The organism is Streptacidiphilus pinicola, assembly GCF_003258295.1.
Classification (GTDB): domain Bacteria; phylum Actinomycetota; class Actinomycetes; order Streptomycetales; family Streptomycetaceae; genus Streptacidiphilus; species Streptacidiphilus pinicola.
The window spans coordinates 24,556-41,246 of record NZ_QKYN01000009.1 but is presented as its reverse complement, the minus strand read 5'-3'; the positions used below and the strand labels follow the sequence as shown (position 1 = coordinate 41,246).

The 16,691-nt window shown below is 70.3% G+C and carries 13 protein-coding genes and 2 pseudogenes; 8 read left to right on the top strand and 7 right to left on the bottom strand.

All coding sequences use genetic code 11. The features are described 5' to 3' along the window. The first annotated feature begins 1,364 nt into the window (after positions 1 to 1,364). Positions 1,365 to 2,522 (top strand): lactonase family protein, encoded by a 1,158-nt coding sequence (locus tag DN069_RS02605; protein ID WP_111499110.1) that lies wholly within the window; start codon positions 1,365 to 1,367, stop codon positions 2,520 to 2,522. A gap of 87 nt (positions 2,523 to 2,609) precedes the next feature. On the opposite strand, the pseudogene DN069_RS41230 reads toward DN069_RS02605, so the two are convergent. Further along, positions 2,610 to 2,723 (bottom strand): annotated as a pseudogene (locus tag DN069_RS41230) (flavodoxin family protein); the annotation flags it as partial. Between the two features lie 435 nt (positions 2,724 to 3,158). Here DN069_RS41230 and DN069_RS02595 point away from each other — a divergent pair. The 4 genes from DN069_RS02595 (at position 3,159) to DN069_RS02580 (ending at position 9,427) form a co-directional block, all read left to right on the top strand. Further along, a complete protein-coding gene (locus DN069_RS02595; protein ID WP_243638853.1) occupies positions 3,159 to 5,816 on the top strand; it encodes a winged helix-turn-helix domain-containing protein in 2,658 nt (885 codons plus the stop codon). Between the two features lie 56 nt (positions 5,817 to 5,872). Beyond that, positions 5,873 to 6,094 (top strand): hypothetical protein, encoded by a 222-nt coding sequence (locus tag DN069_RS02590; protein ID WP_111499106.1) that lies wholly within the window; start codon positions 5,873 to 5,875, stop codon positions 6,092 to 6,094. A 566-nt stretch (positions 6,095 to 6,660) separates the two neighbouring features. Then, a complete protein-coding gene (locus DN069_RS02585; RefSeq protein ID WP_207892027.1) occupies positions 6,661 to 8,385 on the top strand; it encodes an MFS transporter in 1,725 nt (574 codons plus the stop codon). Positions 8,386 to 8,503: 118 nt separating this feature from the next. Further along, the gene (locus DN069_RS02580) at positions 8,504 to 9,427 is read left to right on the top strand and encodes an NADP-dependent oxidoreductase (RefSeq protein ID WP_111499104.1); all 924 of its coding nucleotides are present in this window, start codon (positions 8,504 to 8,506) and stop codon (positions 9,425 to 9,427) included. Positions 9,428 to 9,498: 71 nt separating this feature from the next. Here the strand turns inward: DN069_RS02580 and DN069_RS02575 are convergent, their stop codons facing one another. From DN069_RS02575 to DN069_RS02565, 3 genes are all read right to left on the bottom strand, one after another. Further along, on the bottom strand, positions 9,499 to 9,735 hold the full coding sequence (locus DN069_RS02575; protein ID WP_111499102.1) for a hypothetical protein: 237 nt from the start codon (positions 9,733 to 9,735) through the stop codon (positions 9,499 to 9,501). 131 nt (positions 9,736 to 9,866) lie between these two features. Then, complete coding sequence (locus tag DN069_RS02570; protein WP_111499100.1) at positions 9,867 to 10,250, bottom strand: limonene-1,2-epoxide hydrolase family protein; 384 nt, start codon at positions 10,248 to 10,250, stop codon at positions 9,867 to 9,869. Between the two features lie 46 nt (positions 10,251 to 10,296). Then, the gene (locus DN069_RS02565) at positions 10,297 to 11,205 is read right to left on the bottom strand and encodes an alcohol dehydrogenase catalytic domain-containing protein (RefSeq protein ID WP_111499098.1); all 909 of its coding nucleotides are present in this window, start codon (positions 11,203 to 11,205) and stop codon (positions 10,297 to 10,299) included. Positions 11,206 to 11,322: 117 nt separating this feature from the next. Between DN069_RS02565 and DN069_RS02560 the strand changes: the two genes are divergently transcribed. After that, positions 11,323 to 11,835 carry a MarR family winged helix-turn-helix transcriptional regulator gene (locus tag DN069_RS02560; RefSeq protein WP_243638852.1) on the top strand — a complete coding sequence of 171 codons (513 nt, stop codon included), beginning with the start codon at positions 11,323 to 11,325 and terminating at the stop codon, positions 11,833 to 11,835. A gap of 318 nt (positions 11,836 to 12,153) precedes the next feature. Here DN069_RS02560 and DN069_RS02550 read toward each other — a convergent pair whose 3' ends face one another. Further along, positions 12,154 to 12,786: a TetR/AcrR family transcriptional regulator gene (locus DN069_RS02550; RefSeq protein WP_111499095.1), complete on the bottom strand. Its 633-nt coding sequence runs from the start codon at positions 12,784 to 12,786 to the stop codon at positions 12,154 to 12,156. 73 nt (positions 12,787 to 12,859) lie between these two features. Between DN069_RS02550 and DN069_RS02545 the strand changes: the two genes are divergently transcribed. Together DN069_RS02545 and DN069_RS02540 are read left to right on the top strand one after the other, a co-directional pair. Continuing rightward, positions 12,860 to 13,639 carry an MBL fold metallo-hydrolase gene (locus DN069_RS02545; RefSeq protein ID WP_111499093.1) on the top strand — a complete coding sequence of 260 codons (780 nt, stop codon included), beginning with the start codon at positions 12,860 to 12,862 and terminating at the stop codon, positions 13,637 to 13,639. Between the two features lie 67 nt (positions 13,640 to 13,706). Beyond that, positions 13,707 to 14,573, top strand: coding sequence for an oxidoreductase (locus DN069_RS02540; protein WP_111499092.1), 867 nt, complete (start codon positions 13,707 to 13,709; stop codon positions 14,571 to 14,573). Positions 14,574 to 14,640: 67 nt separating this feature from the next. Here DN069_RS02540 and DN069_RS02535 read toward each other — a convergent pair. Both DN069_RS02535 and DN069_RS02530 read right to left on the bottom strand, forming a co-directional pair. Then, a pseudogene (locus DN069_RS02535) lies at positions 14,641 to 15,025 on the bottom strand (aldehyde dehydrogenase family protein); the annotation flags it as partial. 301 nt (positions 15,026 to 15,326) lie between these two features. Then, positions 15,327 to 16,568: a MalY/PatB family protein gene (locus tag DN069_RS02530; protein ID WP_424556240.1), complete on the bottom strand. Its 1,242-nt coding sequence runs from the start codon at positions 16,566 to 16,568 to the stop codon at positions 15,327 to 15,329. Between the last annotated feature and the right edge of the window lie 123 nt (positions 16,569 to 16,691).

Genomic DNA, 16,691 nt, shown 5'->3' with positions numbered 1-16,691 from the left:
TGGGTGGGATGTCCGTCTGGGTTCGGTCCCCTGGTGGGGGTGTGGGTAGTGCCGGACGGCACTACCGGGACGGGTGGTGCTGCTACCGGGGGAAACGTGTCACTTCCGGGGGCGGGCGGCAGCCCGCCCCCACCCCTCATGCGCGCGGATGCGCGGCCCCACCATCATCGGGCGCCCGGCAGGGCGCGCGGGCCTCAACTCGCCTACCAATATGAGAAGTTGATGCGGCCGCCTCCGGATGGGGCCAGGTCACTGGCGGTCGTCGGGCAGGACGACGAAGGCAGGCGTGCCGTCGGCGTCCTCGGGGAAGTGTCGAAGGAGACGGTGTAGTCCCCGAGTTCGGCGTACCGACCCTGAATGAATGACAGGGGAGCCGACGAGGAGCGACGCCTCGTCCTTGCGTGTACGCGGCATGATGACCTCCGATGTGCGATTGATGCCGTCACGCATAAGGCGTTAAAGCGCGGCGTCACACCGGGATCGGCGTCCACACACTGGCGGCGCTGCCGCAACCATTCCGGACCGCCCACCACGGTGCCCGTCGACGTCCTCGCTCGCACGATCGCCCCGTCACAATGCCTCCGTGTGCCGACGCACCGAACCACCTCGGAACGTGTGGGACCTGTCGGACCTGTGGCCCACTCCGTCGGGCGAACCCTCACTTACGCCTCCGAGGTCGTCGAGCGCGGCTTGGACCGTATGGTGATGCGCACCGCGCATAATCCGTTCGCAGGGGGACTCCACACGCCCGGGAGCCTGTCGACGCGACCCACGCCCGAATGGCGCTCCCCGACCGGAGTGGGTCGGCCGCGTCGCGAAGATCGCGGTGCCGAGGATGGGCGCAGCGGGAGCTTGGCCCAAAACGAAGTATCTGGCCGGCCGCAAGCCATTGCTCGAATCGGGCCGGGGCTGCTGACCGCCTGCCAGTCGCACCAGGTGTCCCGTTCAGCGAAAGACAGCGGATGCACCCACTACTCCCCGCCCGAACGGCGAGTTCGGCAGTGCCGCTGCCCACTCTCCGAACTGAGAGCCGGGCGAATCATCCATCCGCGCCCGGCGACACCAGCGACTCGGCGCGCGGGACCGTCGTTCGCCTGACGTGCTCGGATGGCAGGGACGGCAAGCCAAGTGATGAGAGGTCACGGCGTGCCCATCGCGGCACGCCGAGGAGACAGTGTCCGAATATCACCATTCTATGACGTATCGTCACTGAACGTACGCCGACATTGACCCCTCGATCCGGTGACGACACCGGAGTATCTGCGATCGCAGCACTCAAGGTCCTCGCCACGACGCCAGAGCAGTAGGGAACACACGCCCACGAGGACCCTCCACCCCTGCAACGCCGCCTGGAGGCCCTCAGCATGCCCGTTCTCCCTCGCCGCCTCGCTCTGTCCCTCGCGACCACTCTGGCCACGGCGTCCGCCCTGGCCATGTCTGCTCCCAGCGCCCCTGCTGCCGGCAACTCGGCCACACGCCAGGCCGACGCCTGGCACGCAGTCTTCGCCCAGACCAACAGCCTGTCCGGCAACCAGATCATCGCCTACGACCGCGATGCGCGGGGGCGGCTCACCCAGGCGGGCACCTACGACACCCACGGCCTCGGTGGTCAGCTGACAGGATCCGTAGCCGACCACCTGGCCTCCCAGGGCTCGCTGACCTACGACCGCGAACACCGTCTGCTCTACGCGGTGAACGCCGGCAGCAACACCGTCTCGGTCTTCGCCGTCCGCGGTGACCGACTGAGGCTGCGCCAGGTCGTGGGCTCCGGTGGCCGTTTCCCCGTCAGCGTCGCCGTCCACGGCAACCTCGTCTACGTCCTCAACGCTCTCGACGGCGGCTCCATCCAGGGCTACACCGTGGACGGCGACCACCTGCACAAGCAGGACCGCTGGCACCGCTGCCTCGGTCTCGACCCGAACGCCGCCCCGCAGTTCACCAACACCCCTGGCCAGGTCGGCTTCGCCCGCGGTGGTTCTCAACTGGTCGTGACCACCAAGGCCAACGGCAACAACCTCGACGTGTTCGCGATCGACGACTCCGGTGCCCCGTCCGACTCCCCGGTGGTGACCAACCTCCCCGGCGCAGTCCCCTTCGGCTTCGTCCCCAACGACCGCCGCGGCATCTTCCTTACCGAAGCCGGCCCCAACGCCTTGACGACCATCGACATCCGCCGCGACGGGACAGCACAGCAGACGGCCTTCGCCGCGACCGGCCAAGCGGCCACCTGTTGGGTGGTCGCCATCGGCGACCTGCTCTACACCTCCAACGCCGGCAGCAACAGCGTCAGCGGCTTCCGCGCCTCCGACCGTGGCCGCCACCTCACCGCCCTGGGCTACGCCAGTACCGACCCGGGCACCATCGACGCGGCGGCCTCACCCAATGGGCGCTTCCTTTACGTCCAGACCGGAGTCAACGGCATCATCGACGAGTTCACCGTCAACCCTGACGGTACCCTGACCCAGTTCGGCTCCGTGAACATCCCGGGCGGCGCCGGCAGCGAGGGTATCGCCGCCACCTGAACCCCATGCGTGACGTGCTGATGGGCGGGACCGCCTACCAGCACGTTCGCGCTGTTCGCATCGACCTGCGTCTCCGATCCGCGCGGATCAGCGGTGTTCGGGGTTGTCGGAATCGAATCGGCAGCCGGCGTCCCACTCGGAGCGCTCGTTGCCGTGGGCGGGGATGCCGCCGGCGTCCTTCAGGAGGCGCGCAGCGCGAAGGCCATCGTCTGGCCTCGGGCCCATGAGCCGTCCCGCCGTGCCACCCCGCTGACCGAGGCAGACGTACCCGGCGTCGCAGCCGGCGAGGGACGCCGTCATGTCGGCCGGCTCGCCCAGCCTCGTTGCGGACGCGCCACGAAGCGCAGGTGCCGTGGGTTGCTTTTGGCGAGCGCGTAGCGGAGGAGCCGGTCGAGCTGTGGGAACGCGCTGAAGACCCGCACCGGCGCGGTCTCGTCTTGAATACCCCCCGGGGTGGACCCTGGCCAGGCGATCAGTGCGCCCATGCTTGTTACGATGCAGGTGAGAGGTCGTCACTGGGTCTCCATGGTGCACCGGGGCGGTGAGGCGCTGGCCGGAGGCCGAGGCGGAAGGCGCCGGGCCGCGGCCGGTACCGGGGTGTCGGGCACAGGCAGACATCAGGACAGGAGTGTGACGGTGGCTCCAACACCCCCACGGCTGATCGACCGGGGTGACCTTCTCGCGGCCCTGGACCGCGCGGTGGCGAGCAAGGTGACGATCATCTCGGCTCCGGCCGGCAGCGGGAAGACGTCACTGCTGCGCGCCTGGGCCGGCCGCCCAGGCCGCATGGACGGCCTCGCGCTTGTGCAGGTGCAACGCGACGCGCGCGACGCCCAGCAGTTCTGGCTGGCTGTGTTCGACGCGATCCGTCGTGCCACCGGCTCGAACAGCGGCGCGCAGGAGCCGACTACTGCGACGCCCGACTTCAACGGGCACGCGATGGTCGACCGGGTGCTGTCGGAACTCGCCGACGCTCCTGGCGGCGTTACGGTGGCCGTCGATGATCTCCACGAGCTGCACTCGCCAGAGGCGCTTGCTCAGCTCACTCGGCTGCTGACCGGCCTTCCCTCGAACGTACACGCGATCCTGACCACACGTCACGATGTGCGGCTGCGGCTTCACCAGCTGCGCCTGTCCGGCGAGCTGGCCGAGATCCGCGCGGCGGACCTGCGCTTTTCCGAGCGCGAAACCCGCGAATTGCTGGACGCCTCGGGCATCACGCTGTCCGCCGCAGGGGTGACGCTGCTGCACCAGCGGACCGAGGGATGGGCCGCGGGCCTTCGGCTCGCGGTGATCTCTCTGGTCGACCACCCCGACCCGGAGCGGTTCGTCACCGAGTTCTCCGGCAGCCACCGCACGGTCGCCGAGTACCTGCTGGCCGAGATGCTCGACCGCGAGCCCCCGGACGTCCAGGATCTGCTGCTGCGCAGCTCCCTGCTCGACCGCGTCAACGGCGAGCTGGCCGACCTGCTGACCGGCCGGCTTGGTTCGGAGCAGATCCTGCTGGACCTGGAGGACGCCAACGCGTTCGTCGAGTCGCTCGACCCCGGACGTGTCTGGTTCCGCTACCACCACTTGCTCTCCGATCTGCTCCGGCTGGAACTGCGCCGGACGCTTCCCGCAGAGATCCCCGCGATGCACCGCCGGGCCGCCGCATGGTTCACCCAGCACGGCGAGGTGGCCGAGGCAATCCGGTACACCCAGGCGGCGGGCGACTGGCGGGAGGCGGCCCAACTGCTCACCGACCACGCGTTCAGCCTGACCCTCGACGGCCAGGCGCAGACCATGCAGGCCCTGCTGCAGGCCTTCCCGCCCGGCGAGGACCACACCGAGCTGGCCCTGGTGCGCGCCACCGTCGACCTCCTCCGGGGACGCCTGGACCAGGCAGCCGCACATCTGACTGTGGCCGAGGCGCATGCGCAGAGCGCTCCGCCAGGCCGCCGGGGCCGCCTCCAGGTGGCGGTCGCGGCGCTCAACCTGTCGCTGGCCGGGCGGCGCGGCAACTTCGACAGTGTCGTCGATCAGGCCAGGTTCCTCGCCTCCCCGCTGACGGGGACGTCCGACGAGGCCATCGCCCTGGGCAGCGACCTGCGGGCGGTGGCGCTGATGAATCTGGGGACCGTGGAGGCCTGGTCGCAGGGACTGCCGGACGCCGAACGCCACCTGCAGGAGGGCGCCGAGCTGGCCCGGGAGATCGGTCGGCCGTACCTGGAGGTGGGCTGCCTCGCGCAGCTCGCCTTCGCCTACATCTTCCACAGCGCTGCCACGCCGAAGGCCGATGCCTTCGCCACCACCCAGCGGCGCTGCCGAGAAGCGATCGCGCTCGCCGAACGGTACGGCTGGGGCACGGAACCGGTGATCGCTCCGGCGCTGATGACCCTCGCCGGCACGATGGTGATGCTGGGGGAGCTCGACGAGGGCGAGCAGTGGTTGCAGCGCACCGAACAGGCGCTGCAAACGGACACCGGACCGGACATCAGGCTGCTGCTGCACCAGACGGCCGGGATGCTGTACGCCGGTCGCGGCCGCCGCCACGAGGCGCTCGAGGAGTTCGGGGTGGCGGAGGACCTGGCAGCGCGGCTGGAGGGATCGCAGGCGTTGGCGAGCCAGGTGACCGGCTGGCGGCTCGCCACGCAAGCCCGTCTCGGGCGGCTGGGCGAAGCCCGCGCCGACCTAGCGGCGCTCGACGACGAGCGGGCCGGCTCCGGTGAAGTGCGCAACGCCCTCGCTGCGATCTGCCTCGCTGAAGGCGATCCAGTCGCAGCCCTGGACGCGCTGCACGATGTGCTCGACGGCACGGCACCGGTCCTCGGCTACGCCACGCTGATTGAGGCGCACCTCCTCACCGGGCTCGCCCACCGCGAACTCGGCGACCAGAGTGCCGCGAACCAGGCGGCGGAACAGGCGCTGGCCCTGGCGGAGCCGGACCGGCTGGTCCTGCCGTTCGCGATGACCGGGTCAGCGGAGCTGCTTGATTCGCTGCCCCGGCACGAGACCGGGCACGCCGCACTGCTCGCCGACATCCTCGACCTCCTCCACGGCTCGTCCCCGGCGGCCGAAGAGCAGTCGTCGATGCCGCCGACGGAGGCGCTCAGTCCGACCGAACTCAGAGTGCTGCGCTTTTTGCCGACCAATCTGACCCGGCCCGAGATCGCCGGCGAACTCTCCGTCTCGCCGAACACCGTCAGTACGCACCTGCGCAGCATCTACGCCAAGCTCCAGGTCCGTGACCGGTCCTCGGCCGTGCAGCGTGCCCGCGAGCTGCGCTTGCTCGCCGACCGCCGCACGCGCTGACCGGTCACCGGATCCGGGTGAGGCGAGGTCACCTGCCTGCGCTCGACCATGGCGTCATGGACTCGGCACCCTCCCGGTACGTCATTCGGATCGACGGGCACCTCGGCACCACCGTGCTGTCCGCGTTCCCGGCGTTGACGCCGCAGCACTGTGGCCCGCACACCCTGCTCACCGGCCTGCTGGACCGCTCCGCGCTCTACGGCGTGCTGGCCGAGATCGAGGCACTCGGCCTGGACCTGCTCGAGATCCAGAAGCTCGGGCCCTCCAAGGACCGCTGACCGCCCACGGCGCCGTCGATGCCACGTCAGCCCAGTACGCGGTCGAGATGGAAGACGCTGGGCGCGTCGACGTGCGGGCTCCAGTGGGGACGAGGGCTTTCACCCGGCGATCCATCGCCGGCGCCCGGGTCGATGGGCTGCCAGGAGCCGGACCACCCGTTCAGGGCTCGGGGGGTAGGGGTAGCGCAGGCCGTGACCGTAGCCGTAGTGCGATCGGGGAAGTCGTTCGAGAATCACCCGAATCCGGTGATGGCGTCTCACCGTAGCCGACGTGAATGTGGGACTCGTTCCGATCCGGATCCAGGAGTTCAACTGTCATATCGGCATGACCACCATGTTCGCTCAGATGGGAGTGCTGCCGGACTTTTCGTCCGCATCCGCGGCCTTCGCGGCCGAAGGGTAGGGCCCGAGCGGCTTGGATGCGTCGGCGTCCGCGTCATCCGGCGTGACCGATCGCCGGACTCCGTGAGGCCCTCGCATCGTCCCGGCACCGAGCCCGAGCCGGGTCCCTGTCGCCAAGGCCCGCACGGCCGCCAGGAAGGTCCTCCGAGGCCCAGGGAGAAACCGTGACATCACCAACCTCCGGCGCGGACAGCACCGCTGATCGGTCTGACGACGCGACCACCTCTCATCCGACGTCGGTCCCGCACCCCACGAACGGGCGTGCAGCCTCACGCGGGACCAGGGCCGACGGCGGCAGCAGACGCCTCGACCTGGCTCTGCTCGTCATCGCCAGCGCCCAGCTCATGGTCGTGCTCGACTCCACCATCGTCAACGTGGCGCTGCCGCACGTGCAGCGCGCGCTCGGCTTCTCCGGCTCCGGCCTGGAGTGGGTGGTCAACGCCTACGCGGTCACCTTCGGTGGACTGCTCCTGCTCGGCGGCCGAGCCGGTGACATTCTCGGGCGGCGGCGGGTCTTCGTCTTCGGGCTGCTGCTCTTCTCTGCCGCGTCCCTCCTCGGCGGGTTCGCCACCAGCCAGTGGTGGCTGCTCACGGCGAGGGCGGTCCAGGGCGTCGGCGGCGCGGTGATCGCACCGACCGCACTCGCGCTGATCACCACCAACTTTCCCGAGGGCGGGCAGCGCAACAGGGCGTTCAGCGTGTATGCGGCCATGGCCGGCGCCGGTAGCGCGGTGGGCCTGCTGCTCGGCGGCATCCTGACCACCTACGTGTCGTGGCGGTGGGTGATGTTCGTCAACGTCCCGATCGGGATCCTGGTGGCGGCCGCGGCACCGCGGGTGCTGGCCGAATCGCCCCGCAGGCCGGGTCGGATCGACGTGGGTGGAGCTGTCACCGCCACCGGCGGAGTCGCGCTGCTCGTCTACGGTCTGTCCAAGGCCGCGACCGGGGCCGACGGAGTGTCGCACTGGGGTGACACCCAGGTACTGGCCGCGCTCGCCGCGTCCGTCGTGTTGCTGGTGTCGTTCGTCTGGATCGAGCGGCGCAGCACCCATCCGCTGCTGCCGATGCGGGTCCTGGCCGATCGTAACCGGTCGGGTACCTACCTGATCATGCTGTGCATCGCCACGGCGCTGTTCGGCCTGTTCTTCTTCCTCACCCTGTTCATGCAATCCGTGCTCGGCTACAGCGCGATCCAGTCGGGCATCGCCTACCTGCCCTTCGCCGTCGGGGTCGTGGCCGGCTCCGCGCTCGCCGCGCCGCTGGTGGCGCGCGTCGGCGCCAGGCCGCTGATCCTAGTCGGCGCCGCCGCGGTCGCGGGCGGCACGTTCTGGTTCTCCCGGCTGACCGAACACTCCGGCTACGCCGGCGACCTGCTCGGCCCGTTGCTCGCAACCTCGTTCGGGCTCGGCCTGGTCTTCGTCCCGCTGTCCCTCGTCTCCCTGCACAACGTGGCCGAGCGGGACTCCGGCGTCGCCTCCAGCCTGCTCAACACCGGCCAGCAGGTCGGCGGCGCGATCGGGCTTGCTGTGCTCGGCACCGTCGCGTGGACCGCTGTCGCGAACAGCGTCAGGGCTCAGACCGCACACGCGGCAGCCGTGAGACCTGGCACCCCACCGCCCACGTCCGTCTACGACCACGCCCTGGCGGTCGGATTCTCCCGTGGTTTCGAGGTCGCGGCGGGCGTCGCGCTGCTCGCCCTGCTCATCGCGATCGCCACCATCCGCGTCGGCCGCCAGGAACTGGCCGGAGCGGCGCCCCAGACTCAGCCGACCGCAGCCGCACCCCAGCCGAGGGCATCAACGCCCGTAACAGCGCCGACCGGGACCGTGCAGCGCGACGACGAACGAGTGGCTCGCGCCAAGGCGGTCAGTCCTTGCCGGTACTGCTAGGAGCTCCTGCGATTTCCCCGCCCGTCGTTGTGAATCACCTGATCCCGTGATGCTGCTTGAACTCCGGCGGGCGTAGCCCGCATTCCGGTCAATCTCAGCGAGTCGAAGGAGCGAGGCCATGCCCAAGGCGGTCAGGTACGACGAGTTCGGCGGGATCGACGTCTTGCGGGTCGGGGAGGTGGAACGCCCGGTGCCCGGGGACGGGCAGGCCTTGGTGCGGGTGATGGCGGCCGGCATCAACCCCAGTGAAGCGGTCATCCGTACGGGGGCGTTGGCGCAGATGTTCCCGTCGACCTTCCCCTCAGGGCAGGGCAGCGACCTGGCCGGCGTCATCGAGGAGGTCGGTGCCGGGGTCGGAGGATTCGCTCCAGGTGACGAGGTGATCGGCTTCAGTAACAAGCGGGCCTCGCAGGCGGAGCTGGTCCTGGTCGAGGCGGACGACCTCACGCGCAAACCGGACCGGGTCTCCTGGGAGGTGGCAGGCAGTCTGTATGTCGCCGGTGTCACCGCGTGGGGAGCGGTCCACGCCGTGGGGCCCGAGAAGGGGGAGACCGTCGTCATCTCCGGGGCCGCCGGCGGAGTCGGCTCACTCGCGGTCCAGCTGGCGCGCCGCACCGGGGCCACGGTGATCGGCCTGGCGAGCGAGCGCAACCACGCGTGGCTGAGGAGCTACGACGTGATCCCCGTCAGGTACGGGGAGGGCGTCCTTGACCGCATCAGAGCCGCTGCGCCGGGCGGCGTGGACGCCTTCATCGACACCTTCGGGGACGGGTACGTCGAACTCGCCCTGGCCCTCGGCGTCGCGACCGAGCGGATCGACACCATCACCGACTTCGTGGCCGCCGCGAGGTACGGGGTGAAGACCGATGGAGGGACCGCAGCCGGACCGGGGGCGAAGGTACTCGCCGAGCTCGCCGGCCTGATCGCCGACGGACACCTCGAGGTACCGATCGCGAGCGTCTACCCGCTCACGCAGGTCCGCGAGGCCTACGCCGAGCTCGAACGACGCCACACCCACGGCAAGATCGTCCTCATGCCGTAGCCGGTTGGAGCGGGCGCCAGGCCCGCTGACCTCCGACGCACTGACTGGACGCCCCCCTCCGGTACCGCAGGTCATTCCCATACGTCAGAGCCGCCGCCGATCCACTGCACCATGTCGTCGGCCTCAAGGTCGAGCTCGTCCAGGCCGGCGCGGCGGCAGAACTCGGCGACGTCCCGAAGGCTGTGGGCCCTGCCCACCTCAGTGCCGAGAATGTCCACGCGCCGGAACGGCGGGTTGGCGTCGACGACGTGGTGGACAACGACGTGAGCGTGGTGGTGCGGCGCGCCGGAGGGCGATGGCTCGGTCATGCGGCCCAGCCTGCGACGCCTCCACGGTGACCGCATCTGCGTTCGGCCATGCGTCACTCGAACGGACGACGCCGTCCTCGCGCACGAAGCTGCAGCACGGCAGAGCCGTGAGCCGTCCGGGCTCTGCGCGCTTATCCCATCCGGTTGGTGAACTGGTTCTGGTCGAAATAGTCGCGCCAGGCGTTGATCTTGCCGTCAGTGACCTCGAAGGTCCCCATGACCGGCAGCTCGAACGATTTGTCAGCGAGTCTGAAGACGTCCACCCGCTCGGTCATGACGACCGGTCCGTTGGCCGCAATGTTGATGACACGGAATTCGATGTGCTCGATACCTGGCGGGCCAGGGCGAATGAACGAGCTGATGGTGTCGGAGATGGCATCTCGACCGATGGTCGGCTCGAGCGGGATGTTGTGGTAGACGGCATCGTCGGTGAAGAACGCTGCCAGCTCGGCGGCCTCGGCGTTGTCCGACCACGCCGCGCAGAACCTGCGCACCACCTCGATCGGGCTCTCCATCTGGTTCCTTCCGCGGTTGGTGTGAACGGTGTCCTGCGACGGGCCGCTAGGCGGTGAGGACGAGCTTCTCGTGCGCTGTGCCCGCTTCGAGGAGGGCGTGTGCCTGCGCCGCGTCCCGCATCGGCAGCAGTCGCTGGGCACGCAGGCGGAGTTGCCCGGACGCGAGGAGTGGCATCATCTGCTCGACCGCGTCGGGGGCGCGGTCCGGGGTGGGGGCGGAGAGGGCGACGCCGAAGTCGGCCGCGTGCTCGTCCGCGAGGGTGATCACGCGCGCGGGGCCGCCCGCGAGTTCGACGGCGTCGCGCAGACCGCCCTTGCCTGCGGCGTCGAGGACAGCGTCCACCTTGCCGACGTGCGTGCGTACCTGCGCGAGGAGCGCCGATCCGTAGCGGACCGGGATCGCGCCGAGCTCCTTCGCGAACTGCTCGTCGCGAGGGCCGGTGGCGCTGAAGACCGTAAGTCCCTGGGACACGGCCAGCTGGGTGGCGATCACGCCGACCGAGCCTCCGCCGCCGAGGACGAGCAGGGTCTCGCCGGAGGTGACGCCGAGTTGGCGCAGGACGCCGACGGCGGCCTCGGCCGAGGCGGGCAGCGCTGCGGCGTCGGCCCAGCTCACGCCGGCCGGTTTGGCGGTCCAAGCCGAGGTGAGGGCGTATTCGCCGTACCCGCCGAGCGCGGGCAGTTGGGCGGCGACCTCGTCACCCACCGACACGCCGGTCACGCCCGCGCCGAGGGCGTCGACGGTGCCGGCGGCCTCGAAGCCGAGAACGGCGGGGTCGGGCAGCGGGAAGACTCCTCGCAGGTCGCCGCGCCGGATCTTCAGGTCGGTCGGGCCGACCCCTGCCGCGTGCACGCGCATCCTGATCTGGCCGGGTCCCGGTGCGGGCAGGGCGACTTCCGACCACACGAGCGTCTCGGGTGATCCGTATCCGGTGAGCACTGCTGCGTACGGCATGGGTACCTCCTGCTCCTGGCGGTCCCCGCGCGATGATGTGGGGGCGGCACGCCTTGACGGTGGTCCTTGACAGAAAGCTTAGGTGAAATGTCACGCAATTCCAACGGTGGCGCGCCGGTGCCCGAGGGCGGGTGGCTCGACAGCCAACAGCAACGGGCCTGGCTGGCGTACATCCGGGTGCAGCTGCGGCTGACCTACGAGATGAATCGCCAGCTCCAGTCCGACAGCGATCTGTCCCTGCCGGACTACGACGTCCTGACGGCCCTGAGCGTCGCCGACAGGGGCCTGATGCCGATCAAGGTGCTGGCCGCGCAGATCGGTTGGGAGCGCAGCCGGGTCTCGCACCACGTGCGGCGGATGGCCCAGCGGGACCTCGTGAGCTGCAGCCTGTCCACGAGCGACAGGCGCGTGACCGAGGTCAGGCTGACGCGGCACGGCCGGAGGGTGCTCGAGGACGCGGCCGTGGGACACGTGGAACTCGTGCGCCGCCTGTTCTTCGACGGCTTGCCGCGCGAGCTTGAAGGGCCGCTCAGCCAGGCGCTGGAGAGCGTCTACACGAACATCATCGCGCAGGGCACACTGCCGCCGCCGGTGGACTGGCGCCCGCACGGTGTGAGTGACCGGCCCTGACAGGTCCGACTGAGACCGACCGGCCGGCCCGGCTCAAGGCTCAAGGGTCCCGGCTCGGCCGTGCACTGTGGCAGGAGGGCGGCTGGGACTTCGAGTGGTCCCTCCTCACCATCAACGGAGATACCGCAGCGATCGAGGGCACCGGCCGCTACAAGGAACTTGGCACCTTCGCCAATCTGTGGACCGTGTCGTTCGACAAGAACAGCAAGTGCACCATGTTCCGCATGTGGAACAACCCGGTCTGAGGCCCAGCCGTGCATCCGCGGATGCGTGCCCGGGGTTCAGCGCCCCGCCGCCGGGCGGCGCGGACCGGCGCGATCACAGCAGTGTGGCGGTGAGCATGTCGGTGAGCCAGCGCTGGTAGGCGTCGCCGTCCCAGCCGGCCTCCACGGTGAGTTTGGCGAAGAGTGCGGTCGTCGTGAGAGCCCAGCAGGCGTCCGTGACGTGGACGGGGTCGGCGCCCGGGCGCAGCACGCCGCGGTCGGCGAGATGGTCGACGAAGGCGCGGACCGACACGCGCCGCTCCTGCTCGCCCGTCGCCAGTACGGCGGCGCCCTCCGGGCCCGCCTGGGCCAGCAGTGTCGCCAGCGGCGTCACTCGCTCATGGATGGCCCGGACGGCGCGGGCGTACAGCCACATCTTCGTCGCGGGCTCGTCGGCGGCGCGCACCTCGCGTGCCTGCTCGCGGTCGATCATGGCCACCGGCTCGTCGTCGCCCGCCAGCGTGACGTCCCACAGCGCCTTGACCAGTCCCTCCTTGCCGCCGAACGTCTTGTAGACGGTCTCGGCCGAGACGCCGGCGCGGTCGGCGACCGCGCGGATCGTGGCGGCCTTGAAGCCGTCGGCGACGAGCAGCTCGCCGAACGCCCTCAGCACCGCCGCGCGGGTACGCCGCGCGGCGGCGGCGCGCCGGGTGGAGTCGTACGGCTTGCGGCCCGGTGTCGACGACATGGAGCATGCCCTCCAGGGATTAGATACAGTTGACTGTAGTCAAATATTTGACGCGCGCAGCAGTGAGGGAATCATGTCTCGTCGCACGCAGCCCGATCGAGTCCAGCAGGTCGCCCCAGCTGTCGAACGCCTCGGCGACGACATGGTCAACTTCTACCTGGTCGACCACCCCGACGGCCTGGTTCTGGTCGACGCCGGGCTCCCCGGCCACCTGGGACAACTGCGGGAACACCTGGCTCGCTCCGGCAGGTCCCTGCACGACATCAAGGCGGTCCTGCTCACCCATGGCCACCCGGACCACACCGGACTGGTGACCGCCGCCCAGCGGGCCGGCGCGGACATCTGGATTCACGAGGCCGACGCGGCGATCCTCACCGACGGACCCCGCAGTGCCATGCGCCACGCGAAGCCCGAACGCTCCATGCTCCCGTACCTGCTGCGCCGTCCCGCAGCGATCAGCGGCCCGCTGCACCTGGCCCGCATGGGCGGCTTCAGCGGCAAACCGGTGCACGGCGCGCACACCTTCCAAGGCGACCACCACTTCGACGAGTTCCCCGGCCGGCCGCAGGCCGTCGCCCTGCCCGGCCACACCCAGGGCACCGTCGCCTACCACTTCCCGGCGCTCGGGGTGCTGTTCACCGGCGACGCCCTGGTCACCCGCGAAGACATGACCGGACACACCGGCCCGTCCCTGGTCTCCCGCGGCTTCACCCACGACGGCGCCGCAGCACTCGCCTCTCTCGACCGGCTGGCCGAGCTACCACTCGTGCTGCTCCTGCCCGGCCACGGCCCCGCCTTCGCCGACGGACCGCAGGCCGCCGCCACCCAGGCCCGCCACAACGGACTCCACTGAGCTCCGTGACACCCCCGACGACGGCACGGACAAGAAACGGACAAGAAACGGACAGGAAGGGCACACCATGACCAGCACCGCTCCCGGCGGCACCCTGACCCTCGCCGACGACCTCACCCTGAGCCGGATGGGCTACGGCGCGATGCAGTTGGCCGGCCCAGGGGTCTTCGGACCGCCCAAGGACCGTGACCAGGCTCTGACGGTGCTGCGCGAGGCCGTCGAACGGGGCATCACCCACATCGACACCAGCGACTACTACGGTCCCTACGTCGTCAACGAGCTCATCAGGGAAGCCCTGCACCCGTACCCGGCGGACCTGCACGTCGTCACCAAGGTCGGGGCCAGGCGCGACGAGACCGGCGCCTGGTTCCCGGCACAGCGACCCGCAGAACTCACCGCCCAGGTCCACGACAACCTCCGGCACCTCGGCCTCGACACCCTGGACGTCGTCAACCTGCGCATCGCCTCCTTCGACGGCCCATCCGACGACTCCATCGCCGAGCAGTTCGGCACCCTGGCCGACCTGCGCCGCCAGGGCTTGATCCGCCATCTCGGGCTCAGCGGAACCACGGACACCCAGCTCACCGAGGCACAGGCCATCGCCCCGGTGGTCACCGTGCAGAACCTCTACAACCTCGCCAACCGCAAGGACGACGCACTCGTGGACCGCTGCGCCGCCGAGAACATCGCCTTCGCCCCGTTCTTCCCCCTCGGCGGCTTCCAGCCGCTTCAGTTCCAGGCGCTCACCGACATCGCCACGGAACTCGAAGCTTCTCCGAAGCAGGTCGCCCTGGCCTGGCTGCTCCAGCGCTCGCTCACCACCATGCTGATCCCGGGCACCTCCTCCCGGGCTCATCTGCGCGAGAACATCGCCGCCGCCGACCTGTCGTTGCCCGCCGACGCGGTCGCCCGACTCGACGCCATGAGCCGGTAGCGCGCGGTTTCTCCACGGCGCGAAGCTGTGAACGTGGAGTGGGCCACCGACGCTGTTCGACGGGTGATCAGAGGGTGACGGTCTTGTACTCGAGGTAGGTGTTCAGGCCGGCGAAGCCGTACTCGCGCCCGATTCCGCTGGCTTTGAACCCCGCCGAACGGGCCGTCGAAGCCGACCGGCGCGCCGTTGATCGTGACGGTTGCCGGTCCGGATGCGGCGGGCGATGGCCAGGGCGTGCTGTTCGTCGGCGGACCACACCCCGCCGGACAGGCCGTACTCGGAGTCGTTGGCGATGCGCACGGCGTCGTCCTCGTCCTCGTAGGGGATGACGACCAGCATCGGGCCGAAGACCTCCTCCTGGGCGATGCGCATGGCGTTGTCGACGTCGCGAAGACGTAGTAGCCCTGCTCCAGGCCGCCCGGTACCTGCGGGCCTCCGGTGACCAGGCGGGCGCGTGGCAGACCGCCCTGTGGGGCACGCGGCGTTCACCAGGCTGACCGTCCAGCGGTTCCGCGCGCCCAACTGGCCGCCGCCGCGGCGCTGCTGATCCGGCTCCCCGCCGCCCGACACCTGCCGGCCCTGGCAGAGCTCGCCCTCATCACCGCCGCGCTCGTCGCGCTGAGCGCATCCCGTCAGGCGGACGATGCCACCCCTTGGTTGACCCCGGAGGATGCGACGCGTCCCTGAGCTGGGAGGCGACTGCCTCCACTCTGCCGTATCCGGCGCGTCCGGCGGGGTGCCTGACGGGGTGTGTCACAGGTCGGCGATCGCTCGTCCCATGCGTTCCACAGCCTCGCGCAGCACCGCCGGGGAGGTGGCGAAGTTGAGACGCACGCAGCCCGCACCGCCGGTGCCGAAGACGTGGCCCGAGCTGAGTGCCACCCGGGCCCGGTCGTGGAACATCCGCGCCGGACCGGCCAGGTCGCTGACCACGCCGGGTCCGTCGGCGCGGTCGTCGTGCAGGTCCAGCGCGGTGCAGTCGAGCCAGGCCAGGTACGTCGCCTCGGGGCGCCGGTACGTGACGCCCGGAAGGTGCCGCTCGACCAGGCGTCCGAGCAGGCGTCGGTTGGCATCGAGTCCCGTCAGCAGGTCGTCGAGCCAGTCGCGGCCGGAGCGCAGGGCCGCGGTGTGGGCGATGATGCCGAGGTGGCTCGGTCCGTGACTGACCTCCTCAGGCATGCGCCGCAGGTCGGCCGCGGCTTCCGGCCCTGCGAAGGTGACCGCGGCCTTGAGCCCGGCGAGGTTCCACGCCTTGGACGCGGAGGTCACGGCCAGGCCGTTCTCCGCGCCGGGGACACTGAGGAAGGGCGTGAAGGCGGCCCCCGGGAGCACCAGAGGCCCGTGGATCTCGTCCGACACGACCCGCACCCCGTGCGCGCGGGCGAGTTCCGCCACAGCTCGCAGTTCCTCGCGGGTGTGCACGACTCCGGTGGGGTTGTGCGGATTGCTCATCAGGAACGCCGCGCCGCGGCGGCCGTCGTCGCGTGCCCGGACGAACGCCCCTTCGAGGGTGTCCAGGTCGATGCGCAGGTCGGCGCCCAGGGGAGCTTCGACGATCTCCCTGCCATCGTGGCTGACGAAGGCGTAGAAGGGCGGGTAGACCGGGGAGCACACGACGACGGCGTCACCCGGGTCCGTGACCAGTCGCAGCAGTTCGACCACGCCCAGCATGACGTCTGGCACGATCGCAGTGTCCTCGACGCGCAGACCGTCCCAGTGCCAGCGCTCGCGCGCAAAGTCCGCGAGCGCCTCAGCGTAGGCACGGCCGTAGGGGTAGCCCGTGTCGCCGAGGTCGATCGCCTCGTGCAGGGCGGCCACGACGGCGGGGGCGAGGGGGACATCCATCTCCGCGACCCACAGCGGGAGCACGTCAGCGGGGTAGGCGCGCCATTTCATGCTGGTGCGCTGCCGCAACCGGTCGAGGCTCAGCTGGACCAGGGGGTCGTTCCTGGCGGTGTCTGCTGTGGTGCGACCTTCACTGTCCATACGGTCCATCACACTGCACCCGTGCGTCCGACCGGAAGCGGACCGCGCGCCCGGGACCACACCTGCCGGAGATCTCATCCGACCAGCTCAGGGCCGGGCGTGGTGGGCGGTGCGCCGCCGCGTCCGGGCCCG